This window comes from Cupriavidus sp. 86D6, from assembly GCF_057815095.1.
In genome coordinates this window covers 1-21,123 of the sequence record NZ_JBYPSB010000004.1, presented here as the reverse complement: position 1 = coordinate 21,123, position 21,123 = coordinate 1, and the positions used below count along the sequence as shown (strand labels likewise).

Below are 21,123 nucleotides of genomic sequence, written 5' to 3'. Positions count from 1 at the left end.
TCAAACAGTCGTATGAACGGTCGTATGAACCGTCGTATGAAGGGAAGGGTCCGGTGCGGCGGCTTCAGTCGTCGTCGATCACGTCGTCGTCGTCCATGTCCCGCAGCGGCGGCGCGTCGTCGCCATCATCGGTCAGATCGTCGTCCGCCCCGTCGCCACGCGCACGGAATTCAAGCCCCAGGCGCAGGAACAGGTCGAACGCATCGGCCAGCATATGCTTCTGGCGCGGCAGCAGGCTCGCATACGGCATGTCGTAGATCGACTGATGCGTGCCGCGCGCCCCCTTGAGGCCGCGGTCTCGTGCGATGTCAGACAGCAGCGCGGCAAAGCCCGAGAGATCCTGCGCGGCCAGCGCGGTGTTCAGCACTCTGGCAATGACCTGTGGGGATGCACCCGACCATCCAATGATTTCGGCATTGGAGGCGGCATCGTGAGAGATATCGCTAATGTCCATGGGTGTCTTAACGGTACGAGACCGCGCCGCCTTGAGGAGGCATCGCTATCGCGATGGAAGGCCCCCCTCTTGCGCGGCGCAATCAGTGCCGTTTTCCACGGTGAGGCGCCGGCCTGGACAGACGCTCCGGCGCGGCGGCGGCGGGAGCGCGAGGAACCTGGCGGTATCCTGGCGCGCCGTCCGGCCCTCTGCGGGCCTCCAGGTGATTGCGCGCGCCACATAGCGGGCAGCGAAACAGCGGGCCCTGCCCTTCGTTCCGGATCTCCACCTCGTCGGGCGACCACTGTGCGCCGCAAGGCTGGTTCTGGCAGACAAACATCATGAACTCCAAATGAAGCGAGTCATCGTATCACGCAGCCATCGCGCGTCACACCGCGCATCCGCATGATTCACGCCCCACGTCGGCGGGATGGCGTGACTGGCCTAGCCATTGTTCTGCACCCAGTGGCGTGCCCATGCCCCGGCAGCCAGCCGCGCTTCGGCCGCGGTCAGGAACGTGGCCGGCGGACCGCCCGCTTCCTGCACCACGGCCCCGGCCTCCCAGATATCGCACCACGCGCGATAACGCTCCGGCGCCAGGGCCTGCCAGAACAGATGCACGACAAACCCACGGTACTCGAACATGTCGGACCCACCGTCGGTCTGGTGCGAGGCGGCCACCGAAGGTACCGGCCCGGCAGCGGCTCCGGCCGGCGCTTCGGCATCACCGGCATCGGCCGGGCCCGGCGTTCCGCCTGGCAACCTGTCGTGCCGCGCGCGCTGAACGCCCAGCCATGCACATATGCCCGCCGTGATGGCCCCCGTCAGCAATCCCGCAGCAAACCAGCACGTCCTGCTTTCCCTTTCCAACATCCGCAGCCTCCCGCTTCGAGACGTTTCTCCGATGTCGAGAGACGCCGGAAGATCGGAGGTTCCTGCATTGCAGGTTATACCAATCTGGCGATGGGGCAGGATCGCGGCCGTGGATGTGCCCCGGCGCAATGCGGTGTCGCCGAAGCAAGACTTTTCTGAATCCGAGATCGGCCGCGAAAATTGAGAATCAGGCACGTGCAGCCGGGCAGCAAGGCCGCTATACTACTGTATGTTTATACAGTATTCGATTCGCCGCACCGACGACCATCATGCCCGCCTACCAAGCCGCTTCGATCCTGCTGGAAGCCCATTACTTCGGCGACGACGCCGAGTTGCTGCGCCTGCCTTGTGACAGCGTCACCGTGCAGGGCGGCGCCATTGTTGTCGATGGCCTGGAAACCCGTTTCCTGCGCGGCCTGCGCTGGACGCCCGACTACCTGTCGTTCGAGGCCGGCGGCGACCATCATCGGTACCCGGTCAGCCGGCCGGCGGTGGTGGGGCCGCAGGCCGCCCGCTTCGCGCTGCTATAGGTGGCCGGGCTGGGGGCGTCCCCTGGCGTCGCCGGGCATCAGCGCCGCAAGGCCTCGCCGCCCGCATAGCGCCCCCGGCTACCCAGCATGCGCTCGATGCGCAGCAACTGGTTGTACTTGGCCGTACGATCCGCGCGCGACAACGACCCGGTCTTGATCTGCCCGCAGCGCGTGGCCACGGCCAGGTCGGCAATCGTGACATCCTCGGTCTCGCCCGAGCGATGCGACATCACCGCGGCATAGCCATGGCCATGGGCAACGCGTACCGTCGCCAGCATTTCGCTGAGGGTGCCGATCTGGTTGGGCTTGACCAGAATGGCGTTGGCGATATGCCGATCCACGCCTTCGCGCAGCAGCGTGGGATGGGTGCAGAACACATCGTCGCCCACCAGCTGGCAACGCTGGCCCAGCCGCTGCGTCAGCAACTGCCAGCCTTCCGCATCGTCCTCGGCCATGCCGTCTTCGATCGACACGATCGGGTAGCGCGTTGCCAGTCCGACCAGATAGTCCACCTGCTCGACGCGCGAACGCGTGACGCCTTCGCCTGGGTAACAATACTGCCCGTCCGCGTACAGCTCGCTTGCGGCGGGGTCCAGGGCCAGCGCGATGTCCTGCCCCGCCCGGTATCCGGCGCGCCCAATCGCTTCGACCAGGAAGTCCAGTGCCGATTCGGCTGTGCGCAGCGCAGGCGCGAAGCCGCCCTCGTCGCCCACGTTCGTGTTGTGGCCGTCGGCCTTGAGCAGGCCGCGCAGCGTATGGAATACCTCGGCACTGCCGCGCACCGCATCGGTAAATGTGGCCGCGCCCACCGGGGCAATCATAAATTCCTGAAAATCGAGCGCGTTATCGGCATGCGCGCCGCCATTGATCACGTTGATCAACGGCAGCGGCAACAGCGTGGCGCGGTCGCCGCCAAGGCTGGCGAACAGCGGCTGGCGCCTCGAAGAGGCCGCGGCACGCGCCACGGCCAGTGACACGCCAAGCATGGCGTTGGCGCCGAGCCGGCTTTTGTCGGGCGTGCCATCGACGTCGATCATGATGGTGTCGACCTGCGCCTGTTCCAGGGCGTCGCATTCCCGCAGGGCGTCGCGCAGGGTGGTGTCGACCCCCCGCACGGCCCGCGACACGCCCCGCCCCAGAAAACGGCGCGGATCGCCATCGCGCAGTTCCAGCGCCTCGCGCGCGCCGGTGGACGCCCCCGACGGCACGATGGCGCGGCCGCTTGCGCCATCGTCCAGCGTCACTTCCACTTCGACGGTCGGGTTGCCCCGGCTGTCCAGCACCTCCAGTCCCGCCACCGCCACGATTCGCGCCATGCCAACTTCCCCCAGTGAGATTTCGTGAAAAAAATATCGATGGATGGATCGTAGACACCTTCCTGCCCGGCGAATATCGCGTTATTTTCTTCAATTCGTCAGTTTTTCTCACAGAGCCACCATGCGCACCCTGCCCCCGATGTCCACGCTGCGCGCGTTCGAGGCCACGGCCCGCACGGGTTCCGTCACGCGCGCCGCCGAGGAACTGTGCCGCACCCATGGCGCGGTCAGCCGGCAGTTGCGGCTGTTGCAGGAGCATGCGGGCGTCGAACTGTTCGAGCGTGACGGCACCGGCGTACGGCTCAACGACCATGGCCGTGCGTTCTACGATGTGGTGCGCGCGGTGTTCGACCAGCTGGAGCAAGGCTACGACCGCGTTCTGGACCAGTCGCGCGGTCCTACACTGCATGTGGCCTGCAGCGCGACGTTCGCGATGCGCTGGCTGGTGCCTGAACTGGCGGATTTTTATCGCGTCCGGCCCGATATCCGGATCCGGCTGTCGATGACTTCCGCGCGCGAGATGCGCACCGAAGGCGCCGATGTGGTGATCGCGTGGGATCTATCGTCGTACCCGGCCGCCGATCGGCAGCGTGCGATGCCGCTGGCCCCAGTCCTGTTCGGCCCGGTTTGCACGCCGGCCCACGCCAGGCAGATCGCCACGGGCGTGCGGATCACCCACGATTTCACGTCGAGCGCATGGGATCAATGGGAAGCCAAGACCGGCAAGCGTATCGCGCCCCATGGCGGGCTCACGTTCCCGCACACTCATCTGTGCATCCAGGCGGCGCTGGCGGGGCTGGGCGTGGCGCTGGTGGAGCAGCGGCTGATTCGCGGCGAACTGGATGCGGGCGCGCTGGTGGCGCCGTATGGCTTCACGGCGTTCGACGGCGGGCTGATGGCAGTGCCGGCCGAGCGTCAGATCCGCGCCGGCGTTCACGCCGATATCGCGGCATTCGTCGGCTGGCTAAGGGTACGCTTGGGCGGCCAGATCGTGGAGGGGCCGGATGGCGGTCACAGGCTGCCCCTGCCATGACGAAGGAAAGGCCCGCCAAGGGCTGCCGGACATCCCATGCCAGCCCTGACCGCTAGCGCGCCGCCGCCCGCAGCGCAAACGTCAGCGTCGTACCGCCCTGCCGGTCCACCAGCTTCACCTGACTGCCATTCAACTGCAGCATGCGCTGCACGATCAGCAAGCCCAGGCCGCCGCCCCGATGCGCGCCGCCCGACGGAAACGGCCGCTGGAAGATCGACTCGCGCAGTGCCGGCGGAATGCCCGGCCCCGTATCGCTGACGGTAACCGCCACCCTGCCGTCCTGGCTGGCCAGGTCGATTTCCACCGTACCGCCGGCCGGCGTGTGCCGGATCGCGTTGTCCAGCAGATTGGTCAGCACCCGTTCGATCATGCCCAGGTCGGCCGACACGGCCGGCAGCGCGGGGGGCACCCCGGCGCGCAGTTGCAGGTGCTTGGCCTCGGCGGGCAAGGCAAATTTTTCGAGCACGTCCTGCGTCAGGTCAACCATCGAAAAATCCTCGGGTACGGCCTGCACCATGCCATGCTCCAGCCGCGCCAGCTCGAACAGCGCCTGCGCCAGGCCGCCGACCTTGGCGCTCTGCGCCAGCGCAATCGCCAGATAGCGCTGGCGTTCGTCCGCGCTCAGGCTGTCGGCCTTCACCGACAAGGTTTCCAGGTAGCCGTGCAACGACGTCAGCGGCGTGCGCAGATCGTGCGAGATATTGGCCACCATCTCGCGCCGCTCCTGATCCTGCTGCTTGAGCGCGCGCCACTGGCTGTCGATGCGGTCCGACATCTGGCGAAACGCCGATTCCAGCGCCGCCATTTCGTCGCGCGGCACGGGCTCTGCCGGCGTCGCCTGCGGGTTGCCGGCGGTGTAGGCATCGCCGGAATCGAACTGCCGGATTTCGTTGGTCAGCCGGCGCAGCGGCCGGGTGATCAGCGCAAACGCCACCAGGCCGGCGATCAGGCCCAGCGAGGCCACCAGCGCCATCGACCACAATGTGGTGCGCATGACCGAATCCTGCGACGCCCGCGCGGCCAGCCGGTCGTGCGTCTCGCCCATCAGCACCACATAGATATAGCCGCCCTGCCGCAACGGCGCGGCGCTGAACACCTTGCGCCCGGAGGCGCTGCGCGGGTCGTCGCCCAGGATCGGCAGCGCGCCGCCGTCGATCAGCTTCCTTATCGGCGCCAGATCGACCCGATCGCGGATCAGGTGGCCGCTGGGCGCATCGTGGCCGCGAATATGGCCCTGGTCGTCCAGCAGATAGACCTCCACGCTCGGGTTCACCACCATCAGTTGACCGAACAGCTGGCGTAGCGCCTGCGGCGCAATGGCACTCTGGTCCTCCAGCAAGGCATTGCGCGCGATGTAGGCGGCCAGGCCGCGCGACAGGCTCTGGATCACCTCTTTCTCGTGCATCGCGTTGGCGCGCACCTGCAGCCAGGCCGACGCCCCGCAGCAGGCCAGCAGCAGCGCCGCGAACACGGCGGACAGGCGCTGGGTCAGCGACAGCTTCACGATGGCTCCCCTTCTTCCCCCAATGGCGCGGCTGCCGGGTCGGCCACGAAACGGTAACCCCGGCGCCAGACCGTCAGGATGCGCATTGGCCGCGCAGGATCCGCCTCGATCTTGGTGCGCAGCCGGTTGATATGCGTGTTCACGGTGTGTTCGTAGCCTTCGTGCTGATAGCCCCAGACCGCGTTGAGCAGGTCCATGCGCGAGAACACCTTGTCGGGATGGCGCGCGAAGAAGTACAGCAGGTCGAACTCGCGCGGCGTGAGATCGAGCCGCCGGCCGTCCACCGAGGCCTGGCGCGCCAGCGGGTCGATGGCCAGGCCCGCCAGTTCCAGGCTGCCGGCATCGGCACGCACATCGCGGGCCATCGCCTCCACGCGCCGCAGCAGCGCCTTGACACGTGCCACCAGTTCCAGCACCGAGAACGGCTTGGCCAGGTAGTCGTCGGCGCCCAGTTCCAGGCCCAGGATGCGGTGCACCTCGCTGGACCGCGCGCTGGTGATGATGATCGGCGTGTAGCGCGTCATCGCGCGCGCCCGCCGGCAGATTTCCAACCCGTCCACGCCGGGCAGCATCAGGTCCAGCACCAGCGCGTCCCAGCCACCCTGCTCCAGCAGGCGCAGGCCTTCGGCGCCGTCGGCACTGTGGACGACCTCGTAGCGTTCGTCGCGCAGATGCATGGCCAGCACGTTGGCAATGCCGGCATCGTCTTCGACCAGCAGGATCCGTTTCGGGTGTTCCATGTTGTACCGGGTGGGCAGGGGCGCGGGAAAGATCGGGAGATCGGGAGTCAAGAAATCGGCAATGTGTCGCTATTGTGCAGAAATCCGCCCGAGGCAGTTATCACGAATTGTTTAAGGTTCGGCGAGGACTCCGATACGCCCCGTTGCCTACCATCCGATCACCCCTTCCCGAGCACGGAGTCCACCATGCGCATCACCCGACGCTTTCTGCTGTCCGGCGGCACCCTGACCGCCGCGGTGGCCGCCCTGGGCGGCTGGCGCCTGCTGGCTGGCCCGGCCAGCGCCGGCACTGGCCCGCAGGCCCCCGAGACATTCGAAGTGACCATGAGCGACGCGGACTGGCGCAAGAAGCTGACCGCTGCCCAGTACAACGTGCTGCGGCAGGAAGGCACGGAACGGCCGTTCAGCAGCCCGCTCAACGACGAGCACCGCAAGGGCGTGTTTGCCTGCGCGGGATGCCAGCTCGACCTGTTCTCGTCGCATACCAAGTTCGACAGCGGCACCGGCTGGCCCAGCTTCTGGGCCCCACTGGCCAATGCGGTGGGCACCACCCAGGACGTGACGTTCGGGATGATTCGCACCGCCGTGCATTGCCGCCGCTGCGGCGGTCACCTGGGCCATGTCTTCGATGACGGCCCCAAGCCCACCGGCCTGCGCTACTGCATGAACGGCGTGGCGATGACCTTCCGGCCGGCGGCCGCCTGACTGACCGGCCGACACCCCTGGCCACTGACCACGAGCACTACGCCATGCTGCTGCTGATACTTGCCTACCTGGGCGGGGTCCTGACGATCCTGAGCCCCTGCATCCTGCCCGTCCTGCCCTTCGTCTTCGCGCGGGCCGACCAGCCGTTCGTGCGCAGCGGGCTGCCCCTGCTGGCCGGCATGGGCATCACGTTCGCCGGCGTGGCCACGCTGGCCGCCGTGGGCGGCGGCTGGGTGGCGCAGGCCAATGAACTCGGCCGCTGGCTGGCCATCGCACTATTAGCCGTGTTCGGCGTGACGCTGCTGCTGCCGAGCCTGGCCGAACGGCTGACCCAGCCGCTGGTGCGTGCCGGCAGCCGCCTGACAAACTTCGCCCAGGCCGACGGACGCCCGGCCAGCCCGGCGTCGTCGTTCCTGCTCGGCATCGCCACCGGCCTGCTCTGGGCGCCCTGCGCGGGACCGATCCTGGGCCTGGTGCTGACAGGCGCCGCCCTGCAAGGGGCCAGCATCGGCACCACCCTGCTGCTGCTCGCCTATGCCGCCGGGGCCGCCACCTCGCTGGCCGTGGCACTGCTGGTGGGCGGCCGCGTGTTCGCCGCCATGAAGCGGTCGCTCGGCGCGGGCGAATGGATCCGGCGCGGCATCGGCGCCGCCATGCTTGTGGGTGTGGGCGCCATCGCGCTCGGGCTCGATACCGGCATCCTCACGCGCATTTCCACGGTGGCCACCGGCGGGCTGGAACAGCGGCTGGTCGATGCGTTCGCGGGCCGCAAGGACGCCGGCAACGGCGGTGGCGGCGCGATGATGATGCAGGCCAAGCCCCAGGCGATGGCACAGAACACCATGGCGATGTCGGCCACGCCCGAGGCATCCGGCGGGTCGATGATGATGCGCGCCGCGGCCGGCCCCGCATCGGATCTGCCGGTCGAAGGCAAGTTTCCCGGTGTCGATGGCGCGGTGGCGTGGCTGAATTCGCCGCCGCTCACGGCAGAGGCCCTGCGTGGCAAGGTCGTGCTGGTCGATTTCTGGACGTATTCGTGCATCAACTGCCTGCGCTCGCTGCCGTACGTGAAGGCATGGGCGGAGAAGTATCGCGACCAGGGGCTGGTGGTGATCGGCGTGCATGCGCCCGAGTTCGCCTTCGAGCGCAATGTCGACAACGTCCGCAAGGCCGCGAAGGACCTGGGCGTGACCTACCCGGTCGCGATCGACAACAACTACGCCATCTGGCGCGCGTTCCAGAACAACTACTGGCCGGCGCATTACTTCATCGACGCCCAGGGACGCGTGCGCTTCCACCATTTCGGCGAAGGCGACTATGCCAAGTCAGAAGCCGTGATCCGGCAACTGCTGGCCGAAGCCGGCCACACGGACGTGACCAAGGTCGCGACGACCGGCGGCACCGCCATGCAGGGTGTGGAGATGCCCGCCGACAACGACACGATGCGCTCGGCGGAAACCTACGTCGGCTATGCGCGCGCCGAGCACTTCGTGTCGCCCGGCGGCGCGCAGCAGGACCAGACCCGGGACTACACCACCCCGGCCAGTCTCTCGCTCAACGAATGGGGTCTGGCTGGCGGCTGGAAGGTGGGGCAGGAACAGGCATCGCTGGAACGTGCCAACGGGCGCATCGTCTACCGCTTCCATGCCCGCGACCTGCATCTTGTGCTGGGCCCCGGTACGGACGGCAAGCCGGTGCGCTTTCGCGTGACGATCGATGGCCACGCTCCAGGCGCCTCCCACGGCACCGACGTGGCAGCCGATGGCAGCGGCAAGGTCACCGGCCAGCGGCTGTACCAGCTTGTGCGGCAGCGCGGCGACATCCGCGATCGCACGTTCACCATCGAATTCCTTGACGCCGGCGTGCAGGCCTACGCCTTCACGTTCGGCTGATCCATCCATTTCGGAGAAAGCAGATCATGAAACCCACCGCCATCCTGCAACACTGGACCCGCCCCACCGCACTCAAGCTCACCGGCCTGGCCTTGCTGGCAGCCGTGGCGGTAACGTGGAAGCTGCCTGCCGTCTCGGCGGAAGCCGCGGTGAAGATTCCCGCGCCAACGGTCGACGAGAAACCGGGCACCAGCCACAGCGAAACCGCGGTATTCGCCGGCGGCTGCTTCTGGGGTGTGCAAGGCGTGTTTCAGCATGTCCGCGGCGTGACACGGGTGGTGTCCGGTTACGCCGGCGGCGCCGCGGGCACTGCGCAATATGAGCAAGTCGGCACCGGGATGACGGGCCATGCGGAATCCGTCGAGATCCGCTACGACCCGACCCAAATCAGCTATGGCAAGCTGCTGCAGGTCTTCTTCTCCGTCGCCCACGATCCGACACAACTGAATCGTCAGGGACCGGACTACGGCACACAGTACCGTTCGGCGATCTTCCCGCTCTCGCCCGAGCAACGCTCGGTGGCATCGTCCTACATCACGCAGCTCGGCGCGGCCAAGTCATTCAAGGCGCCGATCGTGACGCGTGTCGAGGACTACAAGGGGTTCTATCCCGCCGAGCCCTACCATCAGGACTTTCTGGCCAACAACCCGAACTATCCATACATCGTCATCAATGACCTGCCAAAGATCGGCAACCTGAAGACGATGTTTCCGGACGTGTACCGGAATGAACCGATGCTGGTGTCCAAGGGGAAATAACGGATGCCACTCAGCCCATCACCTTGACCACCGACGTCAGAAACCAGCCTGCCGCCAGGCAGGCTCCCACCCATCCAGAGCCGATCAGAAGTATGTCTCGCCACGTCATTCGTCGATGTTTCGCCAGTACAAACTGCATTGACACAATGAGCACAGGCTAGACCATCACAGGACCAAGACACATGTCTGAAATGTAAGGAAGCGTTGCAGCAATTCACCTCGGCACGCTGCAAGCGCTCTCCGCTCCACTCCTCACTGTCCACGCTCTCCTCCCTCCTCTCCCGAACAGTTCCGCCTTACGGGTTCCCCATTCGGGTGGCTTCAGATTTCCACATGGTCAGTATTCAAATCCGGAAAATCGCCTGATTTTCTTGATTATCCAGATTTTCCTCATTTTCAGTAGCGAACCGCCCTTGCTGGCATCGCCGGCGCCCCGCTACTGGCCTATATATAGTCGCTCGCAGCCAAAATCGCAAATCCCTCTCACAGCAAGGATTTCTGATCATCACGATAATCGATCCATATATACAGACAACGAACTGGATTTATTATTATCACCATATACACTCAGCATGACCGATCCGTCGCATCGGTTTTTAATACCCGCCAAATGCGACAGAATTTGCAACGCACGGAAATCCATATCCTTATTCTCGTAAAGCAGCCAATCAGACCACGTCATAATAACCGAGGTTGATAAAAACCATGACACTGACTGACTCCGCAAAAACAGTTGCCGGTCAACCGCGCAATTGCAGGGGAAGTGCTGCCGCAAGAATGAGGAACGGCAAAAAATCCGCCTCGCAGATCACCCCGAGGCACAATAATCTCGCTCTCGCCATGCTGATCGGGCAATTATTCAATCCGGCACTGTCTTCTTCTGCAGAAGCACAGACTCCCATACCTGTCGCAACGGATACCGGCAGTTATCTGAATGGCAGCACTTCGGGAACCCCCAACCGGTCCGACACCAGCAATTCCTTTCAGATCACTTCCGGGGCAACCTGGAATAACTCAGTATCCGTAAATACCGCGGGGCACTCGATACTGTCGATTGACGGGAACGGGAATACCATCACGCGCGCCGCCAATAATGTTCTGAACTACAACTCATCCAGCATCAACAACAACTCCGTCACGCTATCCAACCTGAAATTCGGACAAACGGCAAATGACGACCAGGCAATATTCTATAATACCGGCGGCACACGAACCTCCAATATATTCGTGAATAACGTCACATTCGACGGATTAACCGGCGCGTTCGGCAATGTATTCTATCTGGACGGCACAACCGGCAGCACGGTAGTGAATGTTACCGCCGGCACAGGCGACAACAAGGTGACTTTCAGCAACAACACTTCCACGGGTGACGGCGCCGGGGTTCTTTCCATGCGCGCTGGCACCATGGTTTTTAATGGTGAATATGTATTCAATTCCAACTCGACCGCGAATTATGGCGGTGCGATCGCCATGTACCAGAACAACGGAGAGCTGACTTTCAATGGAAAAACGACATTCAACAGAAATTATGCAGTCAGGTATTTCGGGGGAGCCATCGATATATGGGGTGGCGCCTCGACACTCACCTTCAACGACAGCGCCAGCTTCACGAGAAACTATGTCGAGTCGTCTTCCACCGGCTCTGGAAATCCTCGCGGAGGGGCCATCAACATCGGCTACACGAGCCCGGGCTCCGGCGCATCGGTCGTCAGGTTCAATGGACCGGTCACATTCGACGGCAACTACGTGGCGTCCACTGGCTCGGGGGGGTCCGCATACGGCGGCGCAATCAGCGCATTTGGAAATGGGAATTCCTACAATTACCGGTATATTTTTGGCGGCCCGGCGCTATTCCAGAACAACGTCGTCGCGAAAACCGGATCGGGAAGCGGCTCGGCAAATGGCGGCGCGATTTACTATGACGCTTCCGGCGCACTGCTAAGCCTGTCGTCAGGCACACAGTTTCTCAACAATTCGGCTACGGGAAACGGTGGGGCAATCTACTTGCAGTCCGGAACCATCTCACTGAATGCAGCCACCGAAAATATCCTGTTCCAGGGCAACCGGCACGGTGTCCAGGTGGATGGGGCCTACAACCCCATCACTGGAACCGGGACCCCCAACGGCATTTATCTCGGGTCGTCGGGCACATTTAACCTGAGTGCCAGCGCCGGTTATCAGATTCAGCTTCGCGATCCGATATCTTCCGTTGCCGGTTCCACCGTGACGGTCAACAAGACGGGGGCCGGCGATGTTGTCTTTTATGGAGACAACGGCACCACGTCCAATTACGACTCTAATATCACAGCCAATACCACAGTGCAGGACGGCAATTTCATCCTGGCCGATGGCGTGAAATACGGCAACACGTCGTCAGGAACATTTACTGTTGCCGCTGGCACGCTCCAGGGCAACGACAATACCAGCCTCAGGGCCTTGAACCTGACAGTCCAGAATGGGGGGCAAGTCCAGATCAACAACGGTCTTTTCACGCTCGATGCCACGAACATCAACTTCCAGAGCGGCGCGCAATTTTCCGGCAGCGGCACACTGGCTTCATCTGGCAACATCAACCTCATCGGTACGGTTCTCGCCAATATCGCTACCGGCTCCGCACTGAACGTGAGCGGCCGGCTGGCCGGCACGGGCGGCCTCAATATCCAGGGCGGTGGAACACTGCAGCTGTCATCATCCGGGAACAGCTATACCGGAACGACGAATATCAACACGGGCTCCACCCTTGCCGGAACCGTGGCCAATGCATTTGCAAGCAGCGGGAATGTCGTGGTGGATGGCACCCTCGACATGAGCGCAGATAATCTCAACCAGACTGCGCAGAATCTTTCCGGCGCGGGTTCCATACTCCTTGGTTCGGCAACACTGACCGCCAGCGGCAGCACCAGCACGACCTATTCAGGGGACATCACCGGCACCGGCTCCCTGACGAAGTCTGGCACGGGTACCTTGACACTTTCGGGCACGTCCAACAGTTACGGCGGCGGCACAATGATTTCGGCCGGAACACTGCGCGCCAGCAACAGCGGCGCCATCGGCACGGGCGCGCTCACAAATAACGGCACCCTGCAATTCGATTTTGCCGATGCCAATACGCTGGCCAACCGGATCTCCGGCTCCGGCACCCTGCTGAAGACCGGCGCGGGCACCGCGACCCTGACCTCGGTGGATTCTGGCGCGGGAACCGTCAACGTCAACGGCGGCACCCTGCATTTCGACCAGGAGGGTATTTTTGCCGTTGCGAACAATATGACCACCGCCAGCGATGCAACCACGACGCTGGGTTCCAACGCACAGCTGCAGATTGGTCAGACATTCACACAGGCAGCCGGGTCCACGCTGAATGTGGATGTCGGCTCGGCGAACTCGCCCCTGATCACCGCAAAGTCCGCCGCGGTCAGTGGCTCGCTGCACGTTGCCGGCTTCAGCGGCACACCGCCAGACTCAGCGAGCGAGCTGGATACCTCGCAGTACACGATCCTCCACACCACCGATGGCATCACCGGAACGTTCTCCGCCATCGACCTCAGTGGGGCGTCCGGCGCGAGGGACTACCTGGTCCTCTCCGCCCACAAGAGCGCCGACAACCTCGACTACAACCTCGGCTTCGGCCTTGCCTGGTACGCCGGCACGTCGCTTGGCAACGGAGCGTTCACACTGACTGCGGCATCCGATACGTTCGATGTCGATACCGCGCTGTCCGATCAGTCGGCGTCAACGACCGGCTGGAACGGCAAGAATCTGACCAAGGCGGGCGCCGGCACACTGACCCTGTCGGCCAAGAATACCTATACGGGTCAGACAGCCGTCAACGCGGGGACGCTGAGCGCCGGCATCGCCGATGCGTTCGCCACGAGCAGCGCGGTCTCCGTTGCCAGCGGCGCCACTCTCGCGCTAAACAACTTCAGCCAGACGGCCAAGAACCTGTCAGGCGCCGGCACGATCAACCTGGGAACACTGGACACGACAACGCTGACGGCCAGCAACAGCGGTGACACGGCGTTCTCCGGCGTGATCGGCGGCGTCGGCAAGCTCACCAAGACCGGAACCGGTGCGCTGACACTATCCGGCACCAACACCTACAGTGGCGGCACCACCGTCTCGGGCGGCAGGCTGGTGGCCACGGGCGGCAACAGCCTCGGTACCGGCGCCATCGCCAACAACGCCACCCTGCAACTCGACTTCTCCAGCGACAGCACCTTGGCCAACGCCCTGTCGGGTACCGGTAGCCTCACAAAGACCGGTACCGGTACGGCCACCCTGAGTACCCCGGGTAACCAGGGTGCTGTCTCTGTCGAAGCCGGCACATTGCGTTTCGGCCAGACTGGGGCGTTCAACGCCGCCAGCTTCGCTACCGCCAGCGGCGCCACCACGGCCATCGACAACAAGGCGCAGCTGAGCGTGGCGAATGCCTTCACCCAGGCATCCGGTTCCAGCCTCGACGTTGCTGTCGGCACCGGCAACAACCCTGCCGTCACCGCGGGGTCCGCCACACTGGCCGGCACCCTGAACATCAGCGGATACACCACCGCGGCACCTGCCACCGCCAGTGCGCTGGCCAATACCCTGTTCAGGGTGATCCATACCACCGGTGGCATCACCGGCGATTTCACTGCCGTCGATCTGGGCGACACTACCAGTGCCGTCGACTATCTGACCTTCGCCGGACGCAAGAGCGCCGACAACCTCGACTACGACGTCGGCTACGGGCTCACGTGGCAGGCCGGCACGACGCTCGGCAATGGGCTCTTCACGCTGACCAATACCGCCGACAAGTTCAACGCCGATGTCGTGCTCGCCGACCAGACCGCGTCGGCCACGGGATGGAATGGCCACGATCTGACCAAGGCCGGCGCCGGTACGCTGACGCTGTCGGCCAAGAACACCTATACGGGACTCACCACCGTCAGCGCCGGCACGCTGTCGGCCGGCATCGCCGATGCCTTTGCCAGCAGCAGCGCGGTCTCCGTGGACAGTGGCGCCACGCTCGCGCTGAACAATTTCAGCCAGACCGCCAACAACCTGTCAGGCGCCGGCACGATCACCCTGGGCTCCCTCGCCACTACCGTGCTGACCGCCAGCAACGCCAGCGACACGGAGTTCTCCGGGATCATCGGCGGTGCCGGCAAGCTCACCAAGACGGGAACGGGTGCGCTCACGCTCTCGGGTACCAACACCTACACCGGCGGCACCACCGTCTCCGACGGCACGCTGATTGCCACCAGCGGCAGCGCCATGGGCACCGGTGCCGTGGCCAACAATGCGGCCCTGCAACTCGACTTCGCCAGCGACGGCACCGTGGCCAACGCCCTCTCCGGCACGGGCAGCCTCACCAAGACCGGCACGGGCACCACCACCCTGACCGGTGGCGGCACGCAGGGTACCGTCGCGGTCGATGGCGGTACGCTGCGCTTCGCGCAGACCGGGATATTCAATGCCGACAGCCTCACCACCGCCAGCGGCGCCACCACCACCCTCGACAACAGGGCACAGCTCAGCGTGGCGAATGCCTTCACGCAGGCATCCGGTTCCATCCTCAACGTTGCGGTCGGCACCGGCAACAACCCTGCCGTCACCGCAGGGTCCGCCGCGCTGGCCGGCACCCTGAACATCACCGGATACACCACCCCGGCCCCAACCTCGGCCAGCGCGCTGGCCGACATCCGGTACACCGTGCTCCACACCACCGATGGCATCACCGGCGACTTCAGTGCCGTGGACCTCGGCGGGGCGGCTAGCACGGTCGACTACCTGACGCTGTCTGGACGCAAGAGCGCCGACAACCTCGACTACAACGTCGGCTTCGGCCTGACATGGCAGGCCGGCGCCACGCGCGGCAACGGCGTCTTCACGCTGACCAATGCCACCGACAATTTCAACGCCGATGTCGTGCTTGCCGACCACGCCGCGTCGGCCACGGGATGGAATGGCAAGAATCTGACCAAAGCCGGCGCCGGTACGCTGACCCTGTCGGCCAAGAACACCTATACCGGGCTGACTACCGTCAGCGCCGGCACGCTGACGGCCGGCATCGCCGATGCCTTCGCCAGCAGCGGCGCGGTCTCTGTCGCCAGTGGCGCCACCCTCGCGCTCAATGACTTCAGCCAGACGGCCAGGAACCTGTCCGGCGCCGGCACAATCAGCCTGGGTTCCCTCGACACAACAGTGCTGACCGCCAACAACACCAGCAACACGGCCGTCTCCGGGATCATCGGCGGGGCCGGCCAGCTGGCCAAGACCGGCACAGGCACGCTGACTCTCTCTGGCTCCAACACTTATACCGGCGGCACCACGGTCTCCGATGGCAGGCTGGTGGCCACCAATGCCAGCGCCATAGGCACCGGCGCCGTGGCCAACAATGCGGCACTGCAACTCGATTTCGCCAGCGACGGCGCCCTGGCCAACACCCTGTCCGGCACTGGCAGCCTCATCAAGACGGGTACCGGCGCGGCCACCCTGGGCGCGGTGGGTACCCAGGGCGCCATTGCCGTTAACGCCGGCACCTTGCGTTTCGGCCAGACCGGCACCTTCACCGCCGGCACTGTCACCACCGCCAGTGGCGCCACCACGGCCATCGACAGCAAGGCACAGCTGAACGTGTCGAATGCCTTCACGCAAGCCTCCGATTCCACGCTCACTGTCGCCCTGGGTGCCAGCAACGATCCCGCTGTCACTGCAGGCTCCGCCACCCTGGCCGGCACGCTGAACGTCAGCGGATACACCGTCGCGGCCCCCGTCTCGGCCAGTGCGCTGGCGGGCACGCACTTCACGATACTTCACACCACCGACGGCATTACCGGTGACTTCGCCACCGTCAACCTCGGGGACGCCGCCAGCGCCGTGGACTACCTGACCATTGCCGCCAGCAAGAGCACCGACAACCTCGACTACAGCGTCGGATATGGCCTCACCTGGCAGGCCGGGAAAACGCTCGGCAACGGCGTCTTCACGCTGGCCGATGCCACCGACGCCTTCAACGTCGACGTCGTACTCGCCGACCAGGCCGCATCGGCCACCAAATGGAACGGCAAGGACCTGACCAAGGCCGGCGACGGTACGCTGACCCTGTCGGCCCAGAACACCTATACGGGACGCACCACCGTCAGCGCCGGCACGCTGGCCGCCGGCATCGCCGATGCGTTTGCCAGCAGCGGCGCGGTCTCCATCGCCAGCGGCGCCACGCTGGCCATGAACGACTTCAGCCAGACCGCCAGGAACCTGTCAGGCGCCGGTACCATCGCCACGGGCACGCTCGACACCACGGTGCTGACGGCCAACAGCACCAGCGACACGGCCTTCTCCGGTGTGATCGGCGGCGCCGGCAAGCTCACCAAGACGGGAACGGGCGCGCTCACGCTGGCCGGTGCCAATACCTACACCGGCGGCACCACCATCTCGGGCGGCACGCTGGTCGCCACCAGCGGCAGTGCCATGGGCACGGGTTCGGTGACCAACAACGCCGCCCTGCAGCTCGCCTTCGCCAGCGACAGCACCCTGGCCAACACCATTTCCGGCACCGGCAGCGTCTCCAAGACCGATGACGGCACCGCCACACTCACCGGTACTAATACGTACATCGGCGGCACCACCATATCGGGCGGCACGCTGATTGCCACCAGCGGCAGCGCCATGGGAGCCGGCGCCGTGGCCAACAAAGCCGCCCTGCAACTCGCCTTCGCCAGCGACAGTACCCTGGCCAATGCCCTCTCCGGCACCGGCAGCCTCACCAAGTCCGGCACCGGCACCGCCACGCTGACCGGCGGCGGCACGCAGGGTACCGTCGCGGTCGATGCCGGTACGCTGCGCTTCGGGCAGACCGGGATATTCAATGCCGACAGCCTCACCACCGCCGGCGGCGCCACCACGGCCATCGACGGCAACGCGCAGCTCAATGTGGCCAACGCACTCACCCAGGCGACTGGCTCCACGCTCGGGGTCGCCCTGGGTGCGAACAACGACCCTGCCATCACCGCCGCCAGCGCCACCCTGGCCGGCACGCTGAACATCAGCGGATACACGACCGCGGCACCTGCCACCGCCAGCGCATTGGCCGATACCCTGTTCAGGGTCATCCATACCACCGGCGGCATCACCGGCGACTTCACCACCGTCAACCTCGGCGGCGCCGCCAGCGCCGTGGATTACCTGACGCTGGCCGGACGCAAGAGCGCCGACAACCTCGACTACAACGTCGGCTTCGGCCTCACCTGGCAGGCTGGCCCCACGATGGGGAACGGCGCGTTCACGCTCACCGGCCCACCCGACGCCTTCAACGTCGATGTCGTACTCGCAGACCAGGCCTCATCGGCCACCGGATGGAACGGCAAGGACCTGACCAAGGCGGGGGACGGCACGCTGACCCTGTCGGCAAAGAACACCTATACGGGGCTCACCACCGTCAGCGCCGGCACGCTGGCCACTGGCATCGCCGATGCCTTCGCCAGCAGCGGCGCGGTCTCAATCGCCAGCGGTGCCACCCTCGCGCTCAATGACTTCAGCCAAACCGCCAACAATCTGACCGGCGCCGGTACCATCGGCACCGGCACGCTCGACACCACGGTGCTGACGGCCAACAACACCAGCGACACGGAGTTCTCGGGGATCATCGGCGGCGCCGGCACGTTCACCAAGACGGGGACCGGTGCCCTCACGCTCTCTGGCTCCAACACGTACACCGGCGGCACCACCCTCTCCGACGGCACGCTGATTGCCACCAGCGGCGACGCCATGGGAACCGGCGCCGTGGCCAACACCGCCGCCCTGCAACTTGCCTTCGCCGACGACAGTACCCTGGCCAACGCCCTGTCCGGCACCGGCAGCCTCACCAAGACCGGTGCCGGCACCGCCACGCTGACCGGCGGCGGCACGCAGGGTACCGTCGCGGTCGATGCCGGTACGCTGCGCTTCGGGCAGACCGGGATATTCAATGCCGAGAGCCTCTCCACCGCCAGCGGTGCCACCACCGCCATCGATGCCACCGCGCAGCTCAACGTGGCCGATGCCTTCACGCAGACCTCCGGCTCCACGCTCAGCGTCGCGATCGATGCCGGCAGCAATGCCGCTACCGCCGAACGCAACGCGCTGCTCGCCAGCAGCCAGCCGGTCATTACCGCCAAGAGCGCGGCCCTGGCCGGCACCTTGAGCCTCAGCGGATACACCACGGCAGCCCCGACCACGGCCAGCGCACTGACCGGCACGCATTTCACGGTACTCCACACCACCGACGGCATCACCGGCGACTTCACCACCGTCAATCTCGGGGGCGCCGCCAGTGCCGTGGATTACCTGACACTGGCCGGACGCAAGAGCGCCGACAACCTCGACTACAACGTCGGCTTCGGGCTTACGTGGCAGGCTGGCGCCACGCTCGGCAATGGACTCTTCACGCTGACCAATACCGCCGACGCCTTCAACGTCGATGTCGTGCTGGCCGATCAGGCCGCGTCGGCAACGGAATGGAACGGCCACGATCTGACCAAGGCTGGCGCCGGCACACTGACCCTGTCGGCCAAGAACACCTATACCGGACTGACCACCGTCAGCGCCGGCACACTGGCCGCCGGCATCGCCGATGCGTTTGCCACGAGCAGCGCGGTCACGGTCAACGCGGGCGCGACCCTGGCCATGAACGACTTCAGCCAGACCGCCAACAATCTGACCGGCGCCGGTACCATCGCCACCGGCACGCTGGACACCACCGTGCTGACGGCCAACAACACCAGCGACACGGCCTTCTCCGGCATCATCGGCGGCGCCGGTCAACTCACCAAGACGGGGACCGGCGCGCTCACGCTCTCTGGCTCCAACACCTATACCGGCGGCACCACCCTTTCCGACGGCACGCTGATTGCCACCCGCGGCAGCGCCATGGGAACCGGCGCCGTGGCCAACACCGCCGCCCTACAGCTCGATTTCGCCGACGACAGCACCCTGGCCAACGCCCTGTCCGGCACCGGCAGCCTCACCAAGACCGGTGCCGGCACCGCCACGCTGACCGGCGGCGGCACGCAGGGTACCGTCGCGGTCGATGCCGGTACGCTGAATTTTGCGCAAGATGGCGTCTTCACCGCCGACAGCCTCACCACCGCCAGCGGCGCCACCACCGCCATCGACGGCAACGCGCAGCTCAACGTAGCCAACGCCCTCACGCAGGACGCAGACTCCACGCTCGGGGTCGCCTTGGGTGCGAACAACAACACTGCCATCACCGCCGCCAGCGCCACCCTGGCCGGTACGCTGAACATCACCGGCTTCTCCGCCAGTGCACCCGACACCGCCAGCGCGTTGACCAGCACCTTGTTCAGGGTCATCCACACCACCGACGGCATCACCGGCGACTTCACCACCGTCAACCTCGGCGGCGCCGCCAGTGCCGTCGACTACCTGACGCTGGCCGGACGCAAGAGCGCCGACAACCTCGACTACAACGTCGGCTTCGGCCTCACCTGGCAGGCCGGCACGGCGCTCGGCAATGGACTCTTCACGCTGACCAATGCCACCGACGCCTTCAACGTCGATGTCGTGCTCGCCGATCAGACCGCGTCGGCAACGGAATGGAACGGCCACGATCTGACCAAGGCCGGTGACGGTACGCTGACCCTGTCGGCCAAGAACACCTATACCGGGCTCACCACCGTCAACGCCGGCACGCTGGCGGCCGGCATCGCCGATGCGTTTGCCACGAGCGGCGGGGTCTCCATCGCCAGCGGCGCCACCCTCGCGCTCAATGACTTCAGCCAGACCGCCAGAAACTTGTCCGGCGCCGGTACCATCGCCACCGGCACGCTCGACACCACGGTGCTGACGGCCAACAACACCAGCGACACGGAGTTCTCGGGGATCATCGGCGGCGCCGGCCAGCTCACCAAGACCGGAACCGGCGCGCTCACGCTCTCGGGCACCAACACCTATACCGGCGGCACCACCCTCTCCGACGGCACGCTGATTGCCACCAGCGGCAGCGCCATGGGAACCGGCGCCGTGGCCAACACCGCCGCCCTGCAGCTTGCCTTCGCCGACGACAGTACCCTGGCCAACGCCCTGTCCGGCACCGGCAGCCTCACCAAGTCCGGCACCGGCACCGCCACGCTGACCGGCGGCGGCACGCAGGGTACCGTCGCGGTCGATGCCGGTACGCTGCGCTTCGCGCAGACCGGGATATTCAATGCCGAGAGCCTCACCACCGCCAGCGGCGCCACCACGGCCATCGACGGCAACGCGCAGCTCAACGTGGCCAACGCCCTCACGCAGGACACAGGCTCCACGCTCGGTGTCGCCCTGGGTGCGAACAACGACCCTGCCATCACCGCCGCCAGCGCCGC

At 65.5% G+C, this 21,123-nt stretch carries 11 protein-coding genes; 6 read left to right on the top strand and 5 right to left on the bottom strand.

Annotated elements, in window-relative coordinates; genetic code table 11:
- Positions 1–64 precede the first annotated feature (64 nt).
- Positions 65–454: a hypothetical protein gene (locus AC3G88_RS11260; RefSeq protein ID WP_153948430.1), complete on the bottom strand. Its 390-nt coding sequence runs from the start codon at positions 452–454 to the stop codon at positions 65–67.
- A 423-nt stretch (positions 455–877) separates the two neighbouring features.
- Positions 878–1,195: a hypothetical protein gene (locus tag AC3G88_RS11255; protein ID WP_488772846.1), complete on the bottom strand. Its 318-nt coding sequence runs from the start codon at positions 1,193–1,195 to the stop codon at positions 878–880.
- Positions 1,196–1,575: 380 nt separating this feature from the next.
- Here AC3G88_RS11255 and AC3G88_RS11250 point away from each other — a divergent pair, with 380 nt between their 5' ends.
- On the top strand, positions 1,576–1,836 hold the full coding sequence (locus AC3G88_RS11250) for a hypothetical protein (RefSeq protein WP_101682162.1): 261 nt from the start codon (positions 1,576–1,578) through the stop codon (positions 1,834–1,836).
- A 38-nt stretch (positions 1,837–1,874) separates the two neighbouring features.
- Here the strand turns inward: AC3G88_RS11250 and eno are convergent, their stop codons facing one another.
- Complete coding sequence (eno, locus tag AC3G88_RS11245) at positions 1,875–3,152, bottom strand: phosphopyruvate hydratase (RefSeq protein ID WP_488772845.1); 1,278 nt, start codon at positions 3,150–3,152, stop codon at positions 1,875–1,877.
- Between the two features lie 121 nt (positions 3,153–3,273).
- Here eno and AC3G88_RS11240 point away from each other — a divergent pair, with 121 nt between their 5' ends.
- Positions 3,274–4,185: a LysR substrate-binding domain-containing protein gene (locus AC3G88_RS11240; RefSeq protein WP_488772844.1), complete on the top strand. Its 912-nt coding sequence runs from the start codon at positions 3,274–3,276 to the stop codon at positions 4,183–4,185.
- Positions 4,186–4,237: 52 nt separating this feature from the next.
- Here the strand turns inward: AC3G88_RS11240 and AC3G88_RS11235 are convergent, their stop codons facing one another.
- Both AC3G88_RS11235 and AC3G88_RS11230 read right to left on the bottom strand, forming a co-directional pair.
- Entirely contained in the window at positions 4,238–5,689 is a 1,452-nt protein-coding gene (locus tag AC3G88_RS11235) for a sensor histidine kinase (protein WP_488893394.1), read from the bottom strand.
- Complete coding sequence (locus tag AC3G88_RS11230; protein ID WP_153948425.1) at positions 5,686–6,429, bottom strand: response regulator transcription factor; 744 nt, start codon at positions 6,427–6,429, stop codon at positions 5,686–5,688. Before AC3G88_RS11230 ends, AC3G88_RS11235 begins: the two co-directional genes overlap by 4 nt.
- 186 nt (positions 6,430–6,615) lie before the next feature.
- On the opposite strand from AC3G88_RS11230, the gene msrB reads away from it, so the two are divergent.
- From msrB to AC3G88_RS11210, 4 genes are all read left to right on the top strand, one after another.
- The gene (gene msrB / locus AC3G88_RS11225) at positions 6,616–7,134 is read left to right on the top strand and encodes a peptide-methionine (R)-S-oxide reductase MsrB (protein WP_488772842.1); all 519 of its coding nucleotides are present in this window, start codon (positions 6,616–6,618) and stop codon (positions 7,132–7,134) included.
- Between the two features lie 44 nt (positions 7,135–7,178).
- The gene (locus AC3G88_RS11220) at positions 7,179–9,026 is read left to right on the top strand and encodes a cytochrome c biogenesis protein DipZ (RefSeq protein WP_488772841.1); all 1,848 of its coding nucleotides are present in this window, start codon (positions 7,179–7,181) and stop codon (positions 9,024–9,026) included.
- A gap of 26 nt (positions 9,027–9,052) precedes the next feature.
- A complete protein-coding gene (gene msrA, locus AC3G88_RS11215; RefSeq protein WP_488772840.1) occupies positions 9,053–9,784 on the top strand; it encodes a peptide-methionine (S)-S-oxide reductase MsrA in 732 nt (243 codons plus the stop codon).
- Positions 9,785–10,489: 705 nt separating this feature from the next.
- A partial coding sequence (locus AC3G88_RS11210; RefSeq protein WP_488893393.1) for an autotransporter-associated beta strand repeat-containing protein occupies positions 10,490–21,123 on the top strand: 10,634 nt, incomplete at its 3' end.